The following is a 17,621-nucleotide window of genomic DNA, read 5'->3' on the forward strand; positions in this document are numbered from 1 at the left end:
TAATTAATTCTCCTTTAAATAATCAGCATGACATAAGTTAATAAAGTTGTCAACAGCCTTATCAACATCTTCACTATCATCTACTATTTTGCCGTCTTCCATAAGGAGAGTTCTATTACTTACTTCCTTAACAAAGTCAGTATTATGTGAAATCATTATAATGGTAATATTATATTCCTTAGATATTTTTTTAAGAGAGTTGGCTACAATCCTTAAAGTAATTGGATCTAAATCACCAAACGGTTCATCTAAAAGTAGGAATTCAGGTTTTGAAATTAAAATCAAAGCAAGCATTACTCTAACTTCCTGACCACCGGATAATTCATATGATTTTCTATATAAAATATCCAAAGGCAAATCAAGCAATTCAAAAATATCTTTTACTGCTTCTTTAGTAGCTGTTTCCGGGAATTTAGGGAATAAATCTTCTAAAATATCTGGCATTAAACCAATTTTAGCTAAAAGGTCTCTTGCTTCACTTTCAGGCAAATCAATTAAAGCATAAAGTGAGTCCAATAATTCTTCGCCTAATCCTAATTTTTCAGCTTTTTTTCTTGCCTGTTTTACAACATTCTGATTTTTATAACCTAAACGAGTAGCTAATTGACTTAAAACAGTTGCATAATAACTTAGGGCAAATTCCTGATACATAAAACCTAATTTTCTTCTTACATCCATACGTTGCATACTTGGCATTGAAATATCTACCCAATCGCCATCTACTTCATAAACAACCTTTCCTTTATCAGACAATTCCAAATCAGCCAGCATTCTAAGTAAAACTGTTTTACCTGCTCCACTAGGACCAATAAGACTTACAATATTTTCATTTTTGACATCAAAGTTTACATCCTTAATCTGTAAAACTTCTCCTCCAGAGAACAGATAGAACCTTTTATAAATATTTTCTACTTTAATAACGGTTTTATCAGTTGAAATGTTTTCAATATCTACAGGGGCTTCCATTTTACTTAAAAACTCATCAATAATATCATCAGGATTGCCGTCTTTTTTAATTTCACCATTTTCAAGTAAAATAACTCTATCCGCCAAATATCTTTGAATTTCAGGTAAATGAGACACAACAACAACTGTAATATTTAATTCTTCATTAATCTTTTTAACAGCATCAAGAATTTCTTGTTTTGTTTTAGGGCATGCCATTGTAGCAGGTTCATCAAGAAGCAATACTTTTGGCTGTTTTGCAAGCTGTCTAGCTATAATCAATCTTTGTTTTTCACCACCACTTAATACGGCAGCATAATGATCAGCTTTATCAGTTAAAGAAACCATGTCCAATATCTTATCTGCTTCATCACCAAATTCACTTTCAGCTACATTAAAATCCGTGCTTTCTTCATCAAAATATTTACGAGCATATAATTTTCTTAAAACATTTTCACGAACTGTTTCCGGCCATATACCGAATGACCTTTGAAGATGAATAGCTGTTTCTTTTTTAAGTTGATTATAATAAAATTGAGAATCACCAGCATGAACAGTTGCATCACCAACAGTTATGCATCCTTCATCGAGTTCTTCAACTCCTCTAAGCAATCTTAAAAGAGTAGTTTTACCAGAACCGCTTCTTCCCATTATTCCAAGGATTTCTCCTTCTTTAACTTCAAAACTAATATTTTTAATTCCGATAACTTTATCTTTGTTATCTAATTCATATGTTTTACTAATATTGTCAACTTTAATCATTTTTTATGCCCCAACAATAATATAAATAATTTTATAATTGAAGCTATATATATTTTAATTAAATATATTTTAAAATAAGTGATTAAAATGACTAATAACAATAAAATTCAAGAATATATTGACACTTTAGAAAATGACAAGCTAATGATTGAAACACATTTTGCAAATATTGAAAGAATATTAAAAGAAAATAGTGATTTGAACCAGGAAAAAGTAATTGCCTTATTGTCTAATTTCAATACTTTCAATATCCAATATGATCAGTTATGCCATGATTTAATTACATTTATAAAAATATTCCAACCAGATAAAGAAGAAATAAGGATATATAAAACTGAAGAGCTTATTGAATTATTAGAAGCTAAAGTTAATGAAGTTTCCAACTAATAATTATAATTAATAACCACACTACCTGTTGAACTAGTAGTTGAGTTTTCAGCTACTACATTTCCATTTTTAAGAAGTTCTACTTTAAGTTCATTAGAACTGCCGTCTGATTTTTCAATTACAATATTTACTTTATCCCATGGTGCACAATCTAAATTGTATGATTCATCACCATGACCTGATACTTCACGAATATAATTTGGATCTCCTACTTTACCTGACCAGGTTCCATTATACATTATATGTGCCTGATAAGGATAATTGGAACCTTCCTGTACTTTTTCATCAGCAGAAATAACATTTAATGAACTTTTATTATCCGGCTGAGTTGAGTTATAAATAAATGAAAATAATAATAATGCTATTACCACAATTCCTAAAACAATAGCTATTTTTTTACCTGTGCTAATATTCCATCCATTGTCTGATTTATTATCAGAATTAGCAGTTTGTGGATTTTTAATAGGATATGTACAATTTTCACAATATACTGAAATATCGTTATTTTCATATCCACATCTCGGACACTTAACCATAGTATCTAATTCCCAATAAATTGTTTTTACTGTATAAAACTTATTAAAATTCATCATATTTAAATCTAATTGAAAAAAAACATTGCTGTCAAGCTAAGCTTTTTTTGATTTTTAGTTTTTTTTCATTTAATTATTCTTATTTTTTGCTTATTTATTTTATAACTTGTTATATTCTTTTTATTTTAATTGTATCTATTTTTATTTTAATTATATTTAATTTTAAGTATTTTTTATAGTTAATTTTATTTATTAGTAATTATATATATTTATTTAAGTATGTTAGTTTATTTTAGTTTGATATAGTTAAATTGGAGTTGATTTAGGCATGTTTTTAAGTAGGATAGTTTCAGATGAATTCGGAAATTTTAATAATTTTGTTGAACGAAAATATGTATTAAGTGATGTTGCTTTTACTCGAAAAGGAAAATTGAGTTTAGAGTCAATTATTAAATATCCATTGTGCAATAATAAAAAAACAACATCTATTGAGATTAATCGTTTTTTAAGAAACGAATTGAACGATAGAGGTGTTAGAATTACTAAACAAGCAGTTTCTGAAAAAAGACAATTTATTGATCCTCAAGTTTATATTGACATGAATGACAGCTTAATTTCAAAAATATATGCTCATAAAGACGAAATGACAACTTTCAAAGGTTTTAACGTCTATGCAATTGATGGATCAATTGTTGAAATCCCAAACACAAAAATAACAAGAGAAGAATTTGAAATTCCAGAAAAAACTGAACTAAATAAAGATACATCAACTGCAAGAATCTCTTGCATGGCCGATACAAAATGGGACTTCATAATCTCATCAAACATAACCAATAAAAGCACCAGCGAAATAGAACACGCATTAATGCACTTAGACGATGCAAAAAATAAAATAGACCTCACAAAGACAATAACAACCTATGATAGATTCTATAACTCCATAGAAATAATGTTCAAAACCATGCTATTAGACTCTTACTTCATAATACGTGGAAAAACACACACATTTAAAAAACAACAAAATAAAATGAAAAAAGAAGGAAAAACCGACGAAACACACGAAATCAACATAAAAAAAGCACAAATCAACAATTTTTTCACAGAAGAAGTAAAAAAATTCGCAAGAAAAACACGAGAAATAAAAGTCAGAATAGTATTCGTAAAACTCAAAACCGGAGAAACAGAAACACTATTTACCAATTTACCCAAAGAAATAGCAACACCAGAAGAATTAAAAGAATTATATGGCACAAGATGGACAATAGAAAAAAACTACGACAGATTAAAAAACAAACTCCACATTGAAAAATTCACAGGAAAAAAGAAAATAATCATCGAACAAGACTTCTACAGCCACATATACCTATTAAATATACTAATAGCACTCAAACATGACGCAGAAGAAGAAATAACACGAAAACCAAAAGAAACAACAAAATACAAATATGTTTACAAAAGCAATGTAAACACACTTATCGGAAACATAAAAGAAGAAATGCCCCGGCTCCTAACAGACGATAAAGAAGAAATAAAACAAATAGTAGAAGAAATACTAGACATAGCAAGAAAAGACCTAGTATACACAAAAATCAAAGCACCAACAAACAAAGAAAGAGATAAAAAGAAATATTATCACAAAAAATGCAAATCAAACATCCAAAACAGCTTTTAAAAAAATGCAAAACCTTAACTTGACAGCAATGGAAAAAAAATAGAATTTTATAAAAAATCAAATAAGAATGACTAATGATAATAATCATAAACATTAGCAGCTGCTTTCTTATTCATACCTTTTATTTTAGCTAATTCATCAACAGAAGCATTTTTAACATTGTCAATAGTTCCAAATTCCTTTAAAATATTAATCTTACGTTTTTTACCAATGCCCGGAATATCATCTAATGAAGATTCACTTATATTATCACTTCTTAATTTTCTATGGTATGTGATTGCAAATCTGTGAGATTCATCTCTAACCTGCTGAAGCAAATGCAAAGCTTTATTATTTTTAGGAATAATAATTGGCCGTTTAGAATTAGGAATATAAATTTCTTCAAATTCCTTAGCTAGCCCAATAATAGGAATGTGGGCCAAATTAAGCTCATCTAAAACCTCACAAGCCATACCTAACTGACCTTTACCACCATCAATAACAATTAAATCAGGCTCTTCATCTGTGTCAATCATTTTTAAACGACGTGTTAACAATTCTTTCATCATAGCAAAATCATTAGGTCCCGGAGTTTCAATTTTAAAACGTTTATATTTCTTTTTATTTGGTTTCGCATTTTTAAAAGAAACTTTTGAACCAACAGCAAATTTACCTGAAATATTACTTATATCATAACCCTCAATAATTCTTGGAAGTTTATCAAGCTTCAGATACTTTTTAAGTTCGATCAATGAATTTTCCATAGCTTTCTTCTGATGCTTGATAATTTCAGCATTTTTTTGAGCCATATTAACAAGTCTGAGCTTTACACCTTTCATAGGCACTTTAATATAAACTTTATTACCTCTTAAGTCACCTAACCATTCTTCAAGCAATTCAGCATCATCAATAGGTTCATTTAAAAGAATCTGTTTTGGAATATGGCGATTAAATCCATAATATTGCTGAATAAATGCAAATAATATTTCAGAATTTGATTCGTATTGTGATCCGCTCATTAAAAAGTCATCACGCCCAACAATTTTACCGTTTCTGATAGGCATTATAATAACTACAACTTCGTTATCATTAGGAGCAATAGCTATTACATCCTGATCCAAATCATCATCTACCAAATCAACAAACTGCTTTTCCATAATTTCTTCAATGGAAGTTATCTGATCTCTTAAAACAGCTGCCTTTTCAAACTGCTCATTTTCAGCTGCCTTCGCCATTTCTTTTTTAAGATTTTTAACAATGACAGAATACTTTCCCTGAAAAAACAAATCAATTTTACTGATTATTTCATCATACTCCTCTTTTGAAATTTCACCGGAACATGGAGCATAACATAAATCAATCTGAGAATTTAAGCAAGGCCCATCCATATTTCGACAAGTTCTAATTTTAAATAATGATTTTAAGAATTTTACTGTCTTTTTAACAGAAGTTACATCTGTAAATGGGCCATAATATATTCCATTTTTTGTAATGTTTCTTGTGATAATTAACCTTGGATATTTCTCAGTTGTAATTTTAACATAAGGATATCTTTTATCATCCTTAAGCTGTATATTATACCTTGGACGATGTTTTTTAATAAGATTAGCTTCTAATATAAGAGCTTCCTTTTCAGAATTAGTTACAATATATTCCAAACTGTCAAAATGACTCATTAAAATTTGAGTTTTGGGCCTGTCCAGTTTTTCTCTGAAATAAGACCTGACTCTGTTAATAAGGTTTTTAGCTTTGCCAATGTAAATAATTTCATCATTGGCATCTCTCATTATATAAACACCCGGTTTTTTAGGTAAATTTTCCGGAGATTTAACTTTTGTTGACATGATTTTACACTATTTTAACTCAAGAGTATCATTATCTAACTTGACTTTATTATCAGCTATCATTAAATCTAAAACACTGTTAATTTTATTAGCTGTCTTTTTGGAAGTTGATTTAAATCCAAAATTCCTTGAAACTTCTTTTGGTAATGTTTTTGCAGAGATTGATTGTTTATGAACTAAAATTCTTTCAATATTTTTAGCTATTTCCTCATCAGAAATTAAATCAATATTAGGTTTATGTCTTTTTCTGATGCATACATCATTGCTTGCAGAATCATATAAAAAGTCACCAATTTTAATAATGTTTCCCGCATCTTCAGATGCACTAATAGCACCATTAACTGCTTTTTTCAAATTAGCACCAGCTCTTTTAATATTACAGCTGTCTTTAACTCTTTTAATAACTTCACTAACATGAACTGGACCTTCTATTCTTACAATTTTATCAATAGACTTAGCTACTTCTTCACTGGACTTTTTAAATAAATCCTCCTGTGATGTTAAACCAATATCTTCAGCCTGTTTATACTCTGCAATTTCATCTTTAAGTTTGACTTTTCCTGGAAGTTTTTTATCATCAAATGCTTTTAATGTATTGTTATTTTTAAATCTTTCCTTTTCAATTTCAACATAATCTTCATTAGCTGTTTGAATAATATCTTCCAAAGCTTGATCTTGCATTTGCTGTCTTCTTTTCTCTTCATGAATCGGAATAATAACATTTTCATCACTAGCTATTTCTTTTTTAAGTGCTTCCATCAATTTTTCCTGTTCATATCTTTTTTCTTCAGCTTCAGCAAAAGTTAATTCTTCTGTTTCATCATTGGAAAAGACATACTCATCTTCATCATGTTCAGGAGTTATATAATCATCTGGATTATATTCTTCAGTTCTGTCAATTACAGCTACATATTCTGCAGGTGTTGGATTTTCAATTTCTTTTAATGATTTATTAATATATTTTACTTCATTTTTTAAATCAACAAGAGAATCTTTAACAGATTTGTTTTTATTATCATTTGTTTTATGGTAAACATTGTTCTTTTTAAGAGGATTGGTAATGCCACTTACTCCCTGATAATAATCATCTTGATTAACTGATGTAGATGTAGTTGATGTTTCCTGTGAAATATTATCATCCTGTTGAGTATACTGATTTTCATCATCATAATCTTGATAATTATCTTTATCAATTATATTTACTTCAATGTCTTTTTCATTATTAATATCTGAAATTACTTCTTCAAAAGCATTAGCTACAATATCAGAAGCTACATTATGAATATCTTCATCATCTAAATCTACATTAGATTTAAATTTTAGATTTTCATATAATTTCTCACCATCTTGTGAATTTTCATCAATAATTTCAGGTTCTACAACATACTCATCCTTAGGAGTTGGCCTATGTAACTTAGGATTTTCATTCTCCATTATTTCACCACCTACAGTTTCAATTTCCTCTTTTTCCAATTTAGATTTACCAATAATCGCACTAGCTATTGTTCCATGTTCTTTGTTTTCCAATCTTTCATTATCAAAGAAAATACTTTTAATAGAATTATTTTTAGATTTCTTATTATCTGATTCTATAGGATTTACTTCTTCATCAAAAGATTCATTAACCTCTTCTTTAGATTTTAACTCGTCCTCTTTAGAATCAACATTATCATTATTAATATCTTCTTCAGGTTCCAAAGCTTTTAATTCCTCTTCTTTATCATTATCACTATTTTTAGCATTAACTTTTATATCTTCTGCTTTTTCTTCAGGTTTTGAATCAGTTTTATCATTTTTAAAATCTAATTCATCTTCATTTTCAATATTTTTACTAAATTTAATATCATTTATTTTTTCAGTATTTTTACCTGCATTTTTCTTTTTAGATTTGAAAATTGAACTAATACCAAAACCTTTTGATAAAGATTTTTTAGATTTATTTTTATCTTTAATATCTTTAGTTTCATCATTTATAGACTCTTGAGAACTTTCTTCTTTAACTTCAGAGAAATCTTCTTTTTTAGATTTTAAAGAATCATCATCTTCCTCAGAAGAAACAACCCCAACATCAGAAACTACACTCTCCTCAAATTCAGAATCATCATCTTCCCCAGAAGAAACAACCCCAACATCAGAAACTACACTCTCCTCAAATTCAGAATCATCATCTTCCTCAGGAAGAATAACCTCAACATCAGAAATTTCATCTTCTCCAGATTCAGATTCAGTACTATTTCCTTCAAATAAATAATCATCATCTTCAACATCCGAAGAATCATTTTTATTTTCATTAAATTCCAAATCCTCTTCAGGAGGAATAACTTCAATATTTTCATCCTCACCAATATCAGAAGTTGATTTTTCATTTTCTTTTTGTTCTTCAAGCTCCTTTTGTTTTGCAAGACGTAATTCTTCAGCTAATTTTTCAGCTTCTTTTTTCCTTTTTTCAGCCAGTTTTTTAGCTTCTTCAGATTTGCGTTTTTCCTCTTCACGTGTTTCTTTAATAGCTATTTCAACAGCTTCAAGTAATCTTTTACGTCCCAAATCCCTATTTCTATACCAGTCTGTAGACCATAAATGATAAAGTTTCCATCCAAGACCTTTTAGAACCTGTTCTCTTAGCCTATCTCTATCTCTAGCTACTTTACTTGATGCATACATTTTTCCGTCAGTTGTAATTCCCAGAATATACTTTCCGGGATTTTCATCATCAACAATAGCCAAATCCACTCTAAATCCTGCACATCCAATTTGTTTATCTACTGTATAACCGTTTTCAGCTAAAAAACTGGCAATTGCATCTTCAAATGGTTCACTGGACTGTTGAGTTATTTGTGATGCTCCTAAAGTCAAATTCTCAGCATATGACAGGAATTCTTTTAGAGCTTTTACACCATATGGCGGATTTGCTGTTAAATGCATATCATAAGCTTTAAAGTTGGAAAATACTACACATTTTTCCCTTGCACGTGTAATTAATACATTTAACCTTCTTTCCCCACCGTCCTGATTTAATGGACCGAAATTTAGAGACATTTTTCCTGCTTGGTCATGACCATATCCTACACTTATTAAGATAACATCTCTTTCATCCCCCTGTATTGTTTCAAGGTTTTTAACAAAGAAACGTTCATCTTTATTTTCTGAGAATAATGGCTCTAATTCCGGACGGTTTTTACGTTCAATTTCCAGTTCTTCAAGAATTGCATTTTTTTGAGCAACAGAAAATGTTCCAACACCTAAGCTTTTAGTATCTCCATACTTATCAAAATGATTGAAAATTTCCTTTACAACATCACGGGCTTCCAGATGGTTTGCAGATGATGAACCTCTGTCATAAACAGTATTTGGATTATAATGGAATTTTAATCCCAGTTCCGGATCATCATGGGACGGAGAAGGATATACCAACAACTCATTATTATAGAATTCTTTATTTGAAACAGAAATTAAAGATTCATGACGACTTCTATAATGCCATTTAAGCATTTTAACAGGGAATGACAATTTACATAAATGCAATATGCTCTCCATATCCAAGGAAGTAGCTACCTCTTCTTCACTTTCACCGGTTGCCATTTGGTCAAAGAAGGATGTTGGAGGTAACTGCTGAGTATCTCCCATTACAACTGCAGTTTTGCCTCTCATAAATGCACCTAATGCATCTTCAGGTTTAACTTGACTTGCTTCGTCAAAAATAACAACATCAAACTGCAATTCTTCATTTGTAGGGTCAAGATACTGTGCAACAGATAACGGACTCATCATAAAACATGGTTTTATCCTTTTAATGATTCCTCCAGCTTTTTCCAATAATTTTCTAACTGGCAGATGCCCGCTTTTTCTTGTAAATTCTCCGGCTAATATTTTAGCTTCCGGATTTTCAGTAGCTCCAAATATTTGTGGAATATTATTATTTAACTTTTGGAAAATTCTTTTACGGTTTAGGGATAATATTTTTTTATCTAAATCTTCAAACTCTTTTATTCTATTTTCATGTAATTCTCCAATAAATGTAGCCAGTTCCTGATTTTCAACAAATAAAATATTTAATAATGAATCTGCAAAGTTTCCCTGAACCAGTGCTTTAACATCATCTTTTTTAATGTCTCTTCTTTCAATTGAATCAATAAACTGTTCAGAATCTGTTCCTTTACAAGCATTTTTAGTATTTAAATATTGTGACCATAAATGAAGACTGGATAACTGTCCTCTCCAGTTATATAATTGTTCCTGCCATTTTTCAAAAGCAACATCTCCAGTATCCCTTTTAAAAATCAGTTTACTTCTAGGGTTTAATTTAGATTCTAATTTTTTAAGTTCACTTTCAAATAAATTTCCGGATTCAATGTACTCAGTCAAATCCTCTTTAGGATTTATACTAAACATATCTTTAGATAAAATATCAATAGTGTTTTGTGAAAAGATTCCGTCACGGGTTAAAGCTACGAATTCATTCATCCATTTTGCTATTTCTTTTAAATCATTAATGTTTGCACCTAAATACCAATAATCACCATAATATTTACGAGCTAATGATTTATTAGCATCCAATTGATTTTTAATAAGAATTACCTGTTTTGCCTGTTCCAAATCAAATATAACATCTTCTGGAGATTTAGGAACTGGACCTTGATAATATCTTTCAACTAACTCAATGTGAGGTTTATTACCGAATAATCTGGATAATTTCTTATGAGCACTTTCTTGAACCTGTCCAATCAGTCTGTCAATATCTGCAGAAAATATGCCTGAATTAAATTTGTCTAATGATTTAGCTGCTTTTTGATATTTATCCAATTCTTTTATTAACCTATAAGCATCATCATTGTTATTATTCCAGGCTCCTGATTTTAATATGTCACCATCAATCAATTCAGAATTTTTAGAACTGATTATATCAAATGCTGAAAGAGACTTTTCAAATTCATTAAGTGTCTCTGGTTTTTTGATACCATAAATATCATAAACTCTTCCCCTTTCAACTAAAAAGTCATCTAAAGCATGTAATGTATCATTAATTAATTGCTCGATTTCCCTTAAATCTGCAGGAAGTAAACTTTTTGGAGCACATTTACTCCAGGGATTTTCCTTAGAAATTGTCTGATATAACTCAGCCAGGTTTTCTAAAGATATAGTTATGTCATCCAAATCTTTTAAAGTCAAAGTTTCAGGATGAGAAAACCTGACTAATGGAATTATACGGTTACTTCTTGAAAAATGCTCATCAGCTGCTTCTTTTAAACCATATAACTGAAATGCAGATAATTGAACCTCATACAATGGTTTATGAATAATTTCTGCATAATCATCAAGCTGCTGTCTTAATGTTTCAAGCTTTCTTATAGTCTGATCTATATTCATTGGTTCCTGAGATCTTACTGTTGTAGCCTTTTCCAAATCTTTCAAGAATTTTTTACGCCTTGTTTTATGTGAATGCAATTCCAATATAAACTTACCTAATCCGACACCTGTTAATCTGTCTTTTACTACATCTAAAGCAGCCATTTTTTCACTGACAAATAAAACAGATTTTCCTTCAGCAAGAAGTTCAGCTATTAAATTTACAATTGTCTGAGACTTACCAGTTCCAGGAGGTCCTTCTACAACTAAATTTCTTCCGGCTTTAACATCCTGAATAGCTGCAATCTGTGAAGAATCAGCATCTAAAACCTGATACATTTTAGAGTATTCCAATTGGGAATCAATGTCTTCTTCCTTAAATGCCTCTTTATCATTAATACTTGGATTAAATATAGCTTGTATTAACTCATTTTTAGTTAAATCCACATTATTTTCCCATGCTTCAGGATTTAAATCATTATACATTACAAACTTGGTAAAACTAAAGAAACCTAAAGCTATATTAGTATTAACTTTCCATTCATTCATTCCTCTAACAGAATCCCTAACTTCTCTTAAATAATGGTCAATAGCTTCACCATATTTTTTAAATTCAAAATCCGGAAAATCAATACCGTTTTCTTTTAATTTAGCTTTAATAGATATATTTGTTTGAATATCTTCTCCTGTCCACTCTAAATTAAATGATTTACCTACTTTTTTACGCTCCATTGCAACTGGAATAAGAACTAATGGAGCATGATTTACCTGTTTTGGTTTGGTATTATCTCTCCATTCTAAAAATCCGACAGCCAAATAAAGAATATTATAACCTTGTTCCTGCAACATTGTTTTAGCTTGGTTATTAATATAAAACAATCTTTTTTGAAGTTCATTAGGAGTTAAATCTGTAGATAATGTTTTATCCCCATCAGTGAACCTTGAAAGATCAAATGGAGCATGATCCCAAATTGAAAATCCTGATTTTTCCTCTTTTTTCTCTTTTTTATTAGCTACAAAATACATTTTATTATTTTGCAAAACTAATGTTTGATAAATGTTAATTGGTGATTGATTTGAAATAGTAATTGTTCTGGCTCTGGTTTTAAAATTAAGAAGCTGATTTCTTAAAGTTAAATCTAAAAGCTCATTACGTAAGTTTTCAAACTCCTTTTTGATTTTATCTGATGAATTATTTAACATGCTGCCCCTTTATTATATAAACTAAAAAAATTCAGAAATCATATATAATTATTTTTTCATTAATTAATAAAGTTTTCTAATTAAATAAAATTTAAATAAAAGCTTAAAAAAACAGGTAATATTATTATAAATATATATAATCATAATACAAGTAAATTAAAGTTATATTAAAGATTTGTACGGTCCAAAGGACATCAATTTTTCACTAGCTATTAATGAAGCGAATTCTCCAGCTTCTTTTGGTGAATCTAAAAGCAATCTCTTTAGAATATAAGCTGCCATATATGTATCTCCACAGCCAGTAGCATCCATTATATTATCAACTTCTACAGCCTCAATTTTAATTTCATCACCATTGCTGATAATTCTGGAGCCATCACTGCCATTTGTAATTACAATTTCATCAATATCATACTTATTATAATTACCGTCATCAAATACAATTTTAGCTTCGCTTTCATCTAAAAATATACCTGTAACTCCATTTAAAATATCCTCTAAATCATTATACATTTCTAATTTAATTGAATAATTTTTATCATCAATTTTTTCATCTGGAAGACGTAAAAAACCCTGAACAGATAAATAAATTGGCACATTGAAAGTTTTTAGATAATCAACTGTTTCAACAGGAAAATCATTTCTATTTAGAGGATTTAAAATAAATGCATCAATTTCAAAAATATCATCTAAAACAAACTCCAGCTGATTTTTTAAAAGTGGAATATCTGCAAAATTAGTGTACTGTTTTCTAATATCCAAATTATCGTTTTCAGGATATTCATTAATAAAATAATGAGTATCGTCTCCAACAATAGGAATTAAATTACCTAAATTTGGAAAATCCTTAATTAAATCTAGATTATTAAAGTTTGCAACTGCAACATAATCCATATTAAACTCTTCAAAAACAAATGATTGAAAATAACTGGCTCCTCCAGCAGCAGATGTTTTTGAATTTGAAGTAATGATTTGGTCTTGTGTTAGCGGACCAATAACCACAATTGTCATAAAAAAAAGTAAAAATAAGGAATTTAAATTCCTCTGTCTTGCATTCTGTCAGCTTCAGATAATGTAGACATTTCTAAACCTTTCATAGCTTCCCCAAGTCCTTTTGAAACTTCAGCTAATACTTCAGGTTTATCATAATTTGCAGTTGCTTCAACAATAGCTTTAGCAAATGCTTCCGGATTATTGGATTTGAATATTCCAGAACCTACAAAAATACCGTCAGAACCTAACTGCATCATTAAAGAAGCATCTGCAGGAGTAGCAATACCTCCAGCTGCAAAGTTAACTACAGGTAATTTACCAAGTTGTGCAGTTTCTTTAACAAGATCAATTGGAGCTTCTATTTTTCTTGCATATTTCCATAATTCTTCTTCATCTAAACCTTGAATAGTTCTGATTTCTCCTAAAACCATCCTCATATGGCGAACTGCTTCAACAATATTTCCTGTACCTGGTTCACCTTTGGTACGAATCATTGCAGCACCTTCATCAATTCTCCTTAAAGCTTCCCCTAAGTTACGTGCACCACATACAAAAGGAATAGTGAATTCTTTTTTGTTTAAATGATATTCTTCATCAGCAGGTGTAAGTACTTCACTTTCATCAATCATATCTACACCTAATGTTTCTAAAATTTGTGCTTCTGCAATATGACCAATTCTAGCTTTAGCCATAACAGGAATTGAAACTGCATCTACAACTTCTTCAACAATAGTAGGATCAGCCATCCTAGCTACTCCTCCAGCAGCACGAATATCAGCAGGCACTTTTTCTAAAGCCATAACAGCTACTGCACCAGCATCTTCAGCAATTCCTGCTTGTTCTGCATTTACAACATCCATAATAACTCCGCCTTTTGTCATTTTAGCGAAGCCTTCTTTTAAAACATCTGTTCCTTTTTCCATGAAAAGATTCTCCATAACTAATTTATAAAAATATAACACTTTATATATTTTTCATAACTTATAATTGTTTACATAAATTCAACTGTCGTGTCTATTATATGATATTTAGAAGCAATAGTCTGAATCTCGTTTTTAACTTCATCACCATTATTAACATCATCAATGATTATTTTTAATGTTAAAATAGAATCAATACCGTCTAAAGACCATAAGTGCATATCTGAAATATTATCAACATGATTTAAACTTTCTATTTGGGATTTGACTTCACTAACATCAATATTTTTAGGTGATTTTTGAAGTAAAACACAGACAGACTCATGTAATGCTTTACCCATATTATATAATAACCATAAGCTAATTATTAATGAAAGTAACGGATCTAAAAATGATACATTCCAAAACATTAATATTACACTAATAATTAAAATAGCTACCCATCCGAATACATCTCCTAAAAGATGAAATAGAATAACTTTTTCATTAATGGTTTCTCCTTTATGAAGTTTAAAAACAGAAACACCTTTAAATATAATCCCGACAATAGCTACTAAAAGCATCCATCCTGCTTCCGGTGCTACAGGATTTAATAAACGTGAAACTGATTCATAAACTACAACAACTGAAACAATAATTACAAAAATTGAAGTTATGACTGCTCCTAAAATAGAAAACCTCTGATAACCATAAGTATAGCTTTCATTTGGATTTTTTTGAGATATATGCTCTAATACCCAAGCCAATCCAACAGATATAGTATCTGATAAATCATGTAAACAATCAGCAAGAATAGCTACACTATTTGTAATTAATCCTCCGAAGATAACTACCACATTAAAAATAATATTTAAAATGAAAACAAAAAGGAGATTACCTGTAGCTTTTTCATGATGTTCATGATTGTGTTCTATTTTCATACACTATTATAAGTTTGATTAAATTAAAAAAGGTTATGATAACACCACAAATATCTTTATATAATTAAATAGACAATATGTATAATAGTGATAAAAAATGGCTTTTGCAGGAATTACTTTATTTTCACATATTTTACCGGTAATATTCGGGTTCTTTGGAGTTTTATTATTAATATCCGGAACATTAGATGAAAATAAATACAAATTCAGTATTGGAATAGTATTATTTGTCTTAGCGGCTATATTACCATATATAATTTTAAGATTTTTGTTATTATAAAATAACATTTTACTCTTTTTACAATTTTGAGTCTGTAAAATTTTATAGGCTTATTTGATTTTGAATTTTTTACAAATGAACTTTCATTCTAATTTTTCTTTAATTTCAATATAAATGATTTAAAAATAGTAAAATACTTTAATAAATGAGGACAAATAATGTTTACGACAAAACAAAACAAATCTGTCCTCAATAGTAATATAAACTTCATGCAACTTAAACTTCATGATTTTTCTGATGAAAAAATTGATCAAGAAAAAAATCATTTTCAAAAAGACTGAATAAAACACCTGATTTTGAAAATACTAACCATAAAACTATTTTTAGATGAAAATAATACTTTAAAATATGATGATCCTATTTGTCCAGTTTGTGGAAGCCACAAAATAATCAAAAAAGGCACAATAAAAGAACAGCAATATCAATGCAAAAAATGTGGAAAAAAATTCTAAAATATACAATAATCCTTTAATTGGTAAAAATAAACAATTCTTACAAGAAATAATGGATAAAATTTCAGGAATAATGAAAATATGGTATCAATCACCTCGTAAAATAAGTAAATACTTTGAAATATTCCTTGGAATCAGAATATCCCATCAAACAATCAAGAACTGATTCCGGCAAAAATCACGAAGAAAACACCAGCAATGAAAAATTTGAATATTCTGACTATTATCAATGGAATTCTAATATTTTTAGACTATCAAATGCAAAATTAGACCGAAAGACACATTAAAATCAATAAACCTATAAAATTTTACAGACTCCAAAAATTTAGAAATCCTTCTTCGAAGATTTCCCAGTACAAATTTATCATTCATATGTCGCCATTGCAACATTTACATGAGATCCTGACAAAGTCATACAATTAAATCTTACTCTTACCAATTAAGATTAAGAAGAGGCATTCATATCTCCAAAAATAATGCACTGAAATAGACACTTGATAAGTCCCTAAATTATGCAAAAAATGTTTCATGAATTTGTACATACTTATCCAATTAGTATGGTGTGGTTTTCTCATAATTGGAATAACATTCACTATACTATATTATATTTAATTACTATAATATTAAATTTTCTAATAAAAATTTATTATCATATATATTATATCCTATTAGAAAGAGATAATATCATAGATACTAAAAACCAAGAGGTGAAAAAAATGCTGATATTAGCTACAAGTAAAATTCAAAGCAATTACCAAACCACAATACCAAAAGAAATAAGAAAAAATTATGAAATTGACAATGAAACTGTTGTAGAATGGTTTATAAATAAAAATGGAAATCCTGAAATAAATTTTAGAAAGAAAAGAAACTTTAAAAATCTAGCTGGTGCTTTTAAAACTGATGAAAAAACCAATGCTGTAGAATTGAAAAGAGGTTTGTACGAATGAGAAAAATATTCCTAGATACATCTTTCATCTTAGCCTATATCAATTCAAATGATGACTTGCATGAAAACGCTTTAAAACTAGAAGAAGCTGAAAACATTCTCTCACAGAATGTATACATTAATAATAACGTGCTAAACGAAGTTTTAACATTAACAGGCAGAAAAATGAACATAGATGCTGCTGAAGAAATATATTACAGTCTGGTTGACAGCTTTGAGATATTAAATGAATACACGATTTTAAACTACACAGCTAAAACATTTGATATCTTCAAAAAAATTGTTGGAGACAACAGTAAAAAGACAAAACTAAGTTTCACCGATTCAAGCATTATCTTAACCATGAAAGAATCAAACATTACTGAATTGGTCAGCTTTAATCAACAATTCAAAAATTTCAATAAAATTAGTTTAATTGGTTTAGATTATCTATAATTAT

Annotated in this window: 12 protein-coding genes and 1 pseudogene; 6 read left to right on the forward strand and 7 right to left on the reverse strand. The window is 29.1% G+C overall.

What is annotated here, in order from left to right; genetic code table 11:
- Positions 1-3 precede the first annotated feature (3 nt).
- Complete coding sequence (locus ACMC9J_RS00605) at positions 4-1,707, reverse strand: ATP-binding cassette domain-containing protein (RefSeq protein WP_427003354.1); 1,704 nt, start codon at positions 1,705-1,707, stop codon at positions 4-6.
- Positions 1,708-1,794: 87 nt separating this feature from the next.
- Here ACMC9J_RS00605 and ACMC9J_RS00610 point away from each other — a divergent pair, with 87 nt between their 5' ends.
- The gene (locus ACMC9J_RS00610) at positions 1,795-2,094 is read left to right on the forward strand and encodes a hypothetical protein (protein WP_019267085.1); all 300 of its coding nucleotides are present in this window, start codon (positions 1,795-1,797) and stop codon (positions 2,092-2,094) included.
- Here ACMC9J_RS00610 and ACMC9J_RS00615 read toward each other — a convergent pair.
- Positions 2,091-2,684, reverse strand: a complete 594-nt coding sequence (locus ACMC9J_RS00615; RefSeq protein WP_019265493.1) for a zinc-ribbon domain-containing protein — start codon at positions 2,682-2,684, stop codon at positions 2,091-2,093. The genes ACMC9J_RS00610 and ACMC9J_RS00615 overlap by 4 nt on opposite strands.
- Before the next feature lie 271 nt (positions 2,685-2,955).
- Here ACMC9J_RS00615 and ACMC9J_RS00620 point away from each other — a divergent pair, with 271 nt between their 5' ends.
- The gene (locus ACMC9J_RS00620) at positions 2,956-4,299 is read left to right on the forward strand and encodes an IS4 family transposase (protein WP_427003342.1); all 1,344 of its coding nucleotides are present in this window, start codon (positions 2,956-2,958) and stop codon (positions 4,297-4,299) included.
- A 71-nt stretch (positions 4,300-4,370) separates the two neighbouring features.
- Here the strand turns inward: ACMC9J_RS00620 and uvrC are convergent, their stop codons facing one another.
- From uvrC to ACMC9J_RS00645, 5 genes are all read right to left on the reverse strand, one after another.
- On the reverse strand, positions 4,371-6,122 hold the full coding sequence (uvrC, locus tag ACMC9J_RS00625; RefSeq protein WP_019267084.1) for an excinuclease ABC subunit UvrC: 1,752 nt from the start codon (positions 6,120-6,122) through the stop codon (positions 4,371-4,373).
- 9 nt (positions 6,123-6,131) lie between these two features.
- Complete coding sequence (locus ACMC9J_RS00630; protein ID WP_427003355.1) at positions 6,132-12,668, reverse strand: DUF3320 domain-containing protein; 6,537 nt, start codon at positions 12,666-12,668, stop codon at positions 6,132-6,134.
- Positions 12,669-12,830: 162 nt separating this feature from the next.
- Entirely contained in the window at positions 12,831-13,679 is an 849-nt protein-coding gene (locus ACMC9J_RS00635; RefSeq protein ID WP_427003356.1) for a PfkB family carbohydrate kinase, read from the reverse strand.
- 23 nt (positions 13,680-13,702) lie between these two features.
- Positions 13,703-14,584 carry a pyridoxal 5'-phosphate synthase lyase subunit PdxS gene (pdxS, locus tag ACMC9J_RS00640; RefSeq protein WP_004033648.1) on the reverse strand — a complete coding sequence of 294 codons (882 nt, stop codon included), beginning with the start codon at positions 14,582-14,584 and terminating at the stop codon, positions 13,703-13,705.
- 68 nt (positions 14,585-14,652) lie between these two features.
- Positions 14,653-15,501 (reverse strand): cation diffusion facilitator family transporter, encoded by an 849-nt coding sequence (locus ACMC9J_RS00645; RefSeq protein ID WP_250416118.1) that lies wholly within the window; start codon positions 15,499-15,501, stop codon positions 14,653-14,655.
- Positions 15,502-15,598: 97 nt separating this feature from the next.
- On the opposite strand from ACMC9J_RS00645, the gene ACMC9J_RS00650 reads away from it, so the two are divergent.
- From ACMC9J_RS00650 to ACMC9J_RS00665, 4 genes and pseudogenes are all read left to right on the forward strand, one after another.
- Positions 15,599-15,781, forward strand: coding sequence for a hypothetical protein (locus ACMC9J_RS00650; protein WP_019265487.1), 183 nt, complete (start codon positions 15,599-15,601; stop codon positions 15,779-15,781).
- A 158-nt stretch (positions 15,782-15,939) separates the two neighbouring features.
- A pseudogene (locus tag ACMC9J_RS00655) lies at positions 15,940-16,514 on the forward strand (transposase); the annotation flags it as partial.
- A gap of 435 nt (positions 16,515-16,949) precedes the next feature.
- Positions 16,950-17,183 (forward strand): AbrB/MazE/SpoVT family DNA-binding domain-containing protein, encoded by a 234-nt coding sequence (locus ACMC9J_RS00660; protein ID WP_427003357.1) that lies wholly within the window; start codon positions 16,950-16,952, stop codon positions 17,181-17,183.
- Positions 17,180-17,617, forward strand: coding sequence for a type II toxin-antitoxin system VapC family toxin (locus tag ACMC9J_RS00665; RefSeq protein ID WP_019267083.1), 438 nt, complete (start codon positions 17,180-17,182; stop codon positions 17,615-17,617). The genes ACMC9J_RS00660 and ACMC9J_RS00665 overlap by 4 nt, the downstream gene beginning before the upstream one ends.
- Positions 17,618-17,621 lie beyond the last annotated feature (4 nt).

Source organism: Methanobrevibacter intestini (assembly GCF_047402955.1).
Classification (GTDB): Archaea; Methanobacteriota; Methanobacteria; order Methanobacteriales; family Methanobacteriaceae; genus Methanocatella; species Methanocatella intestini.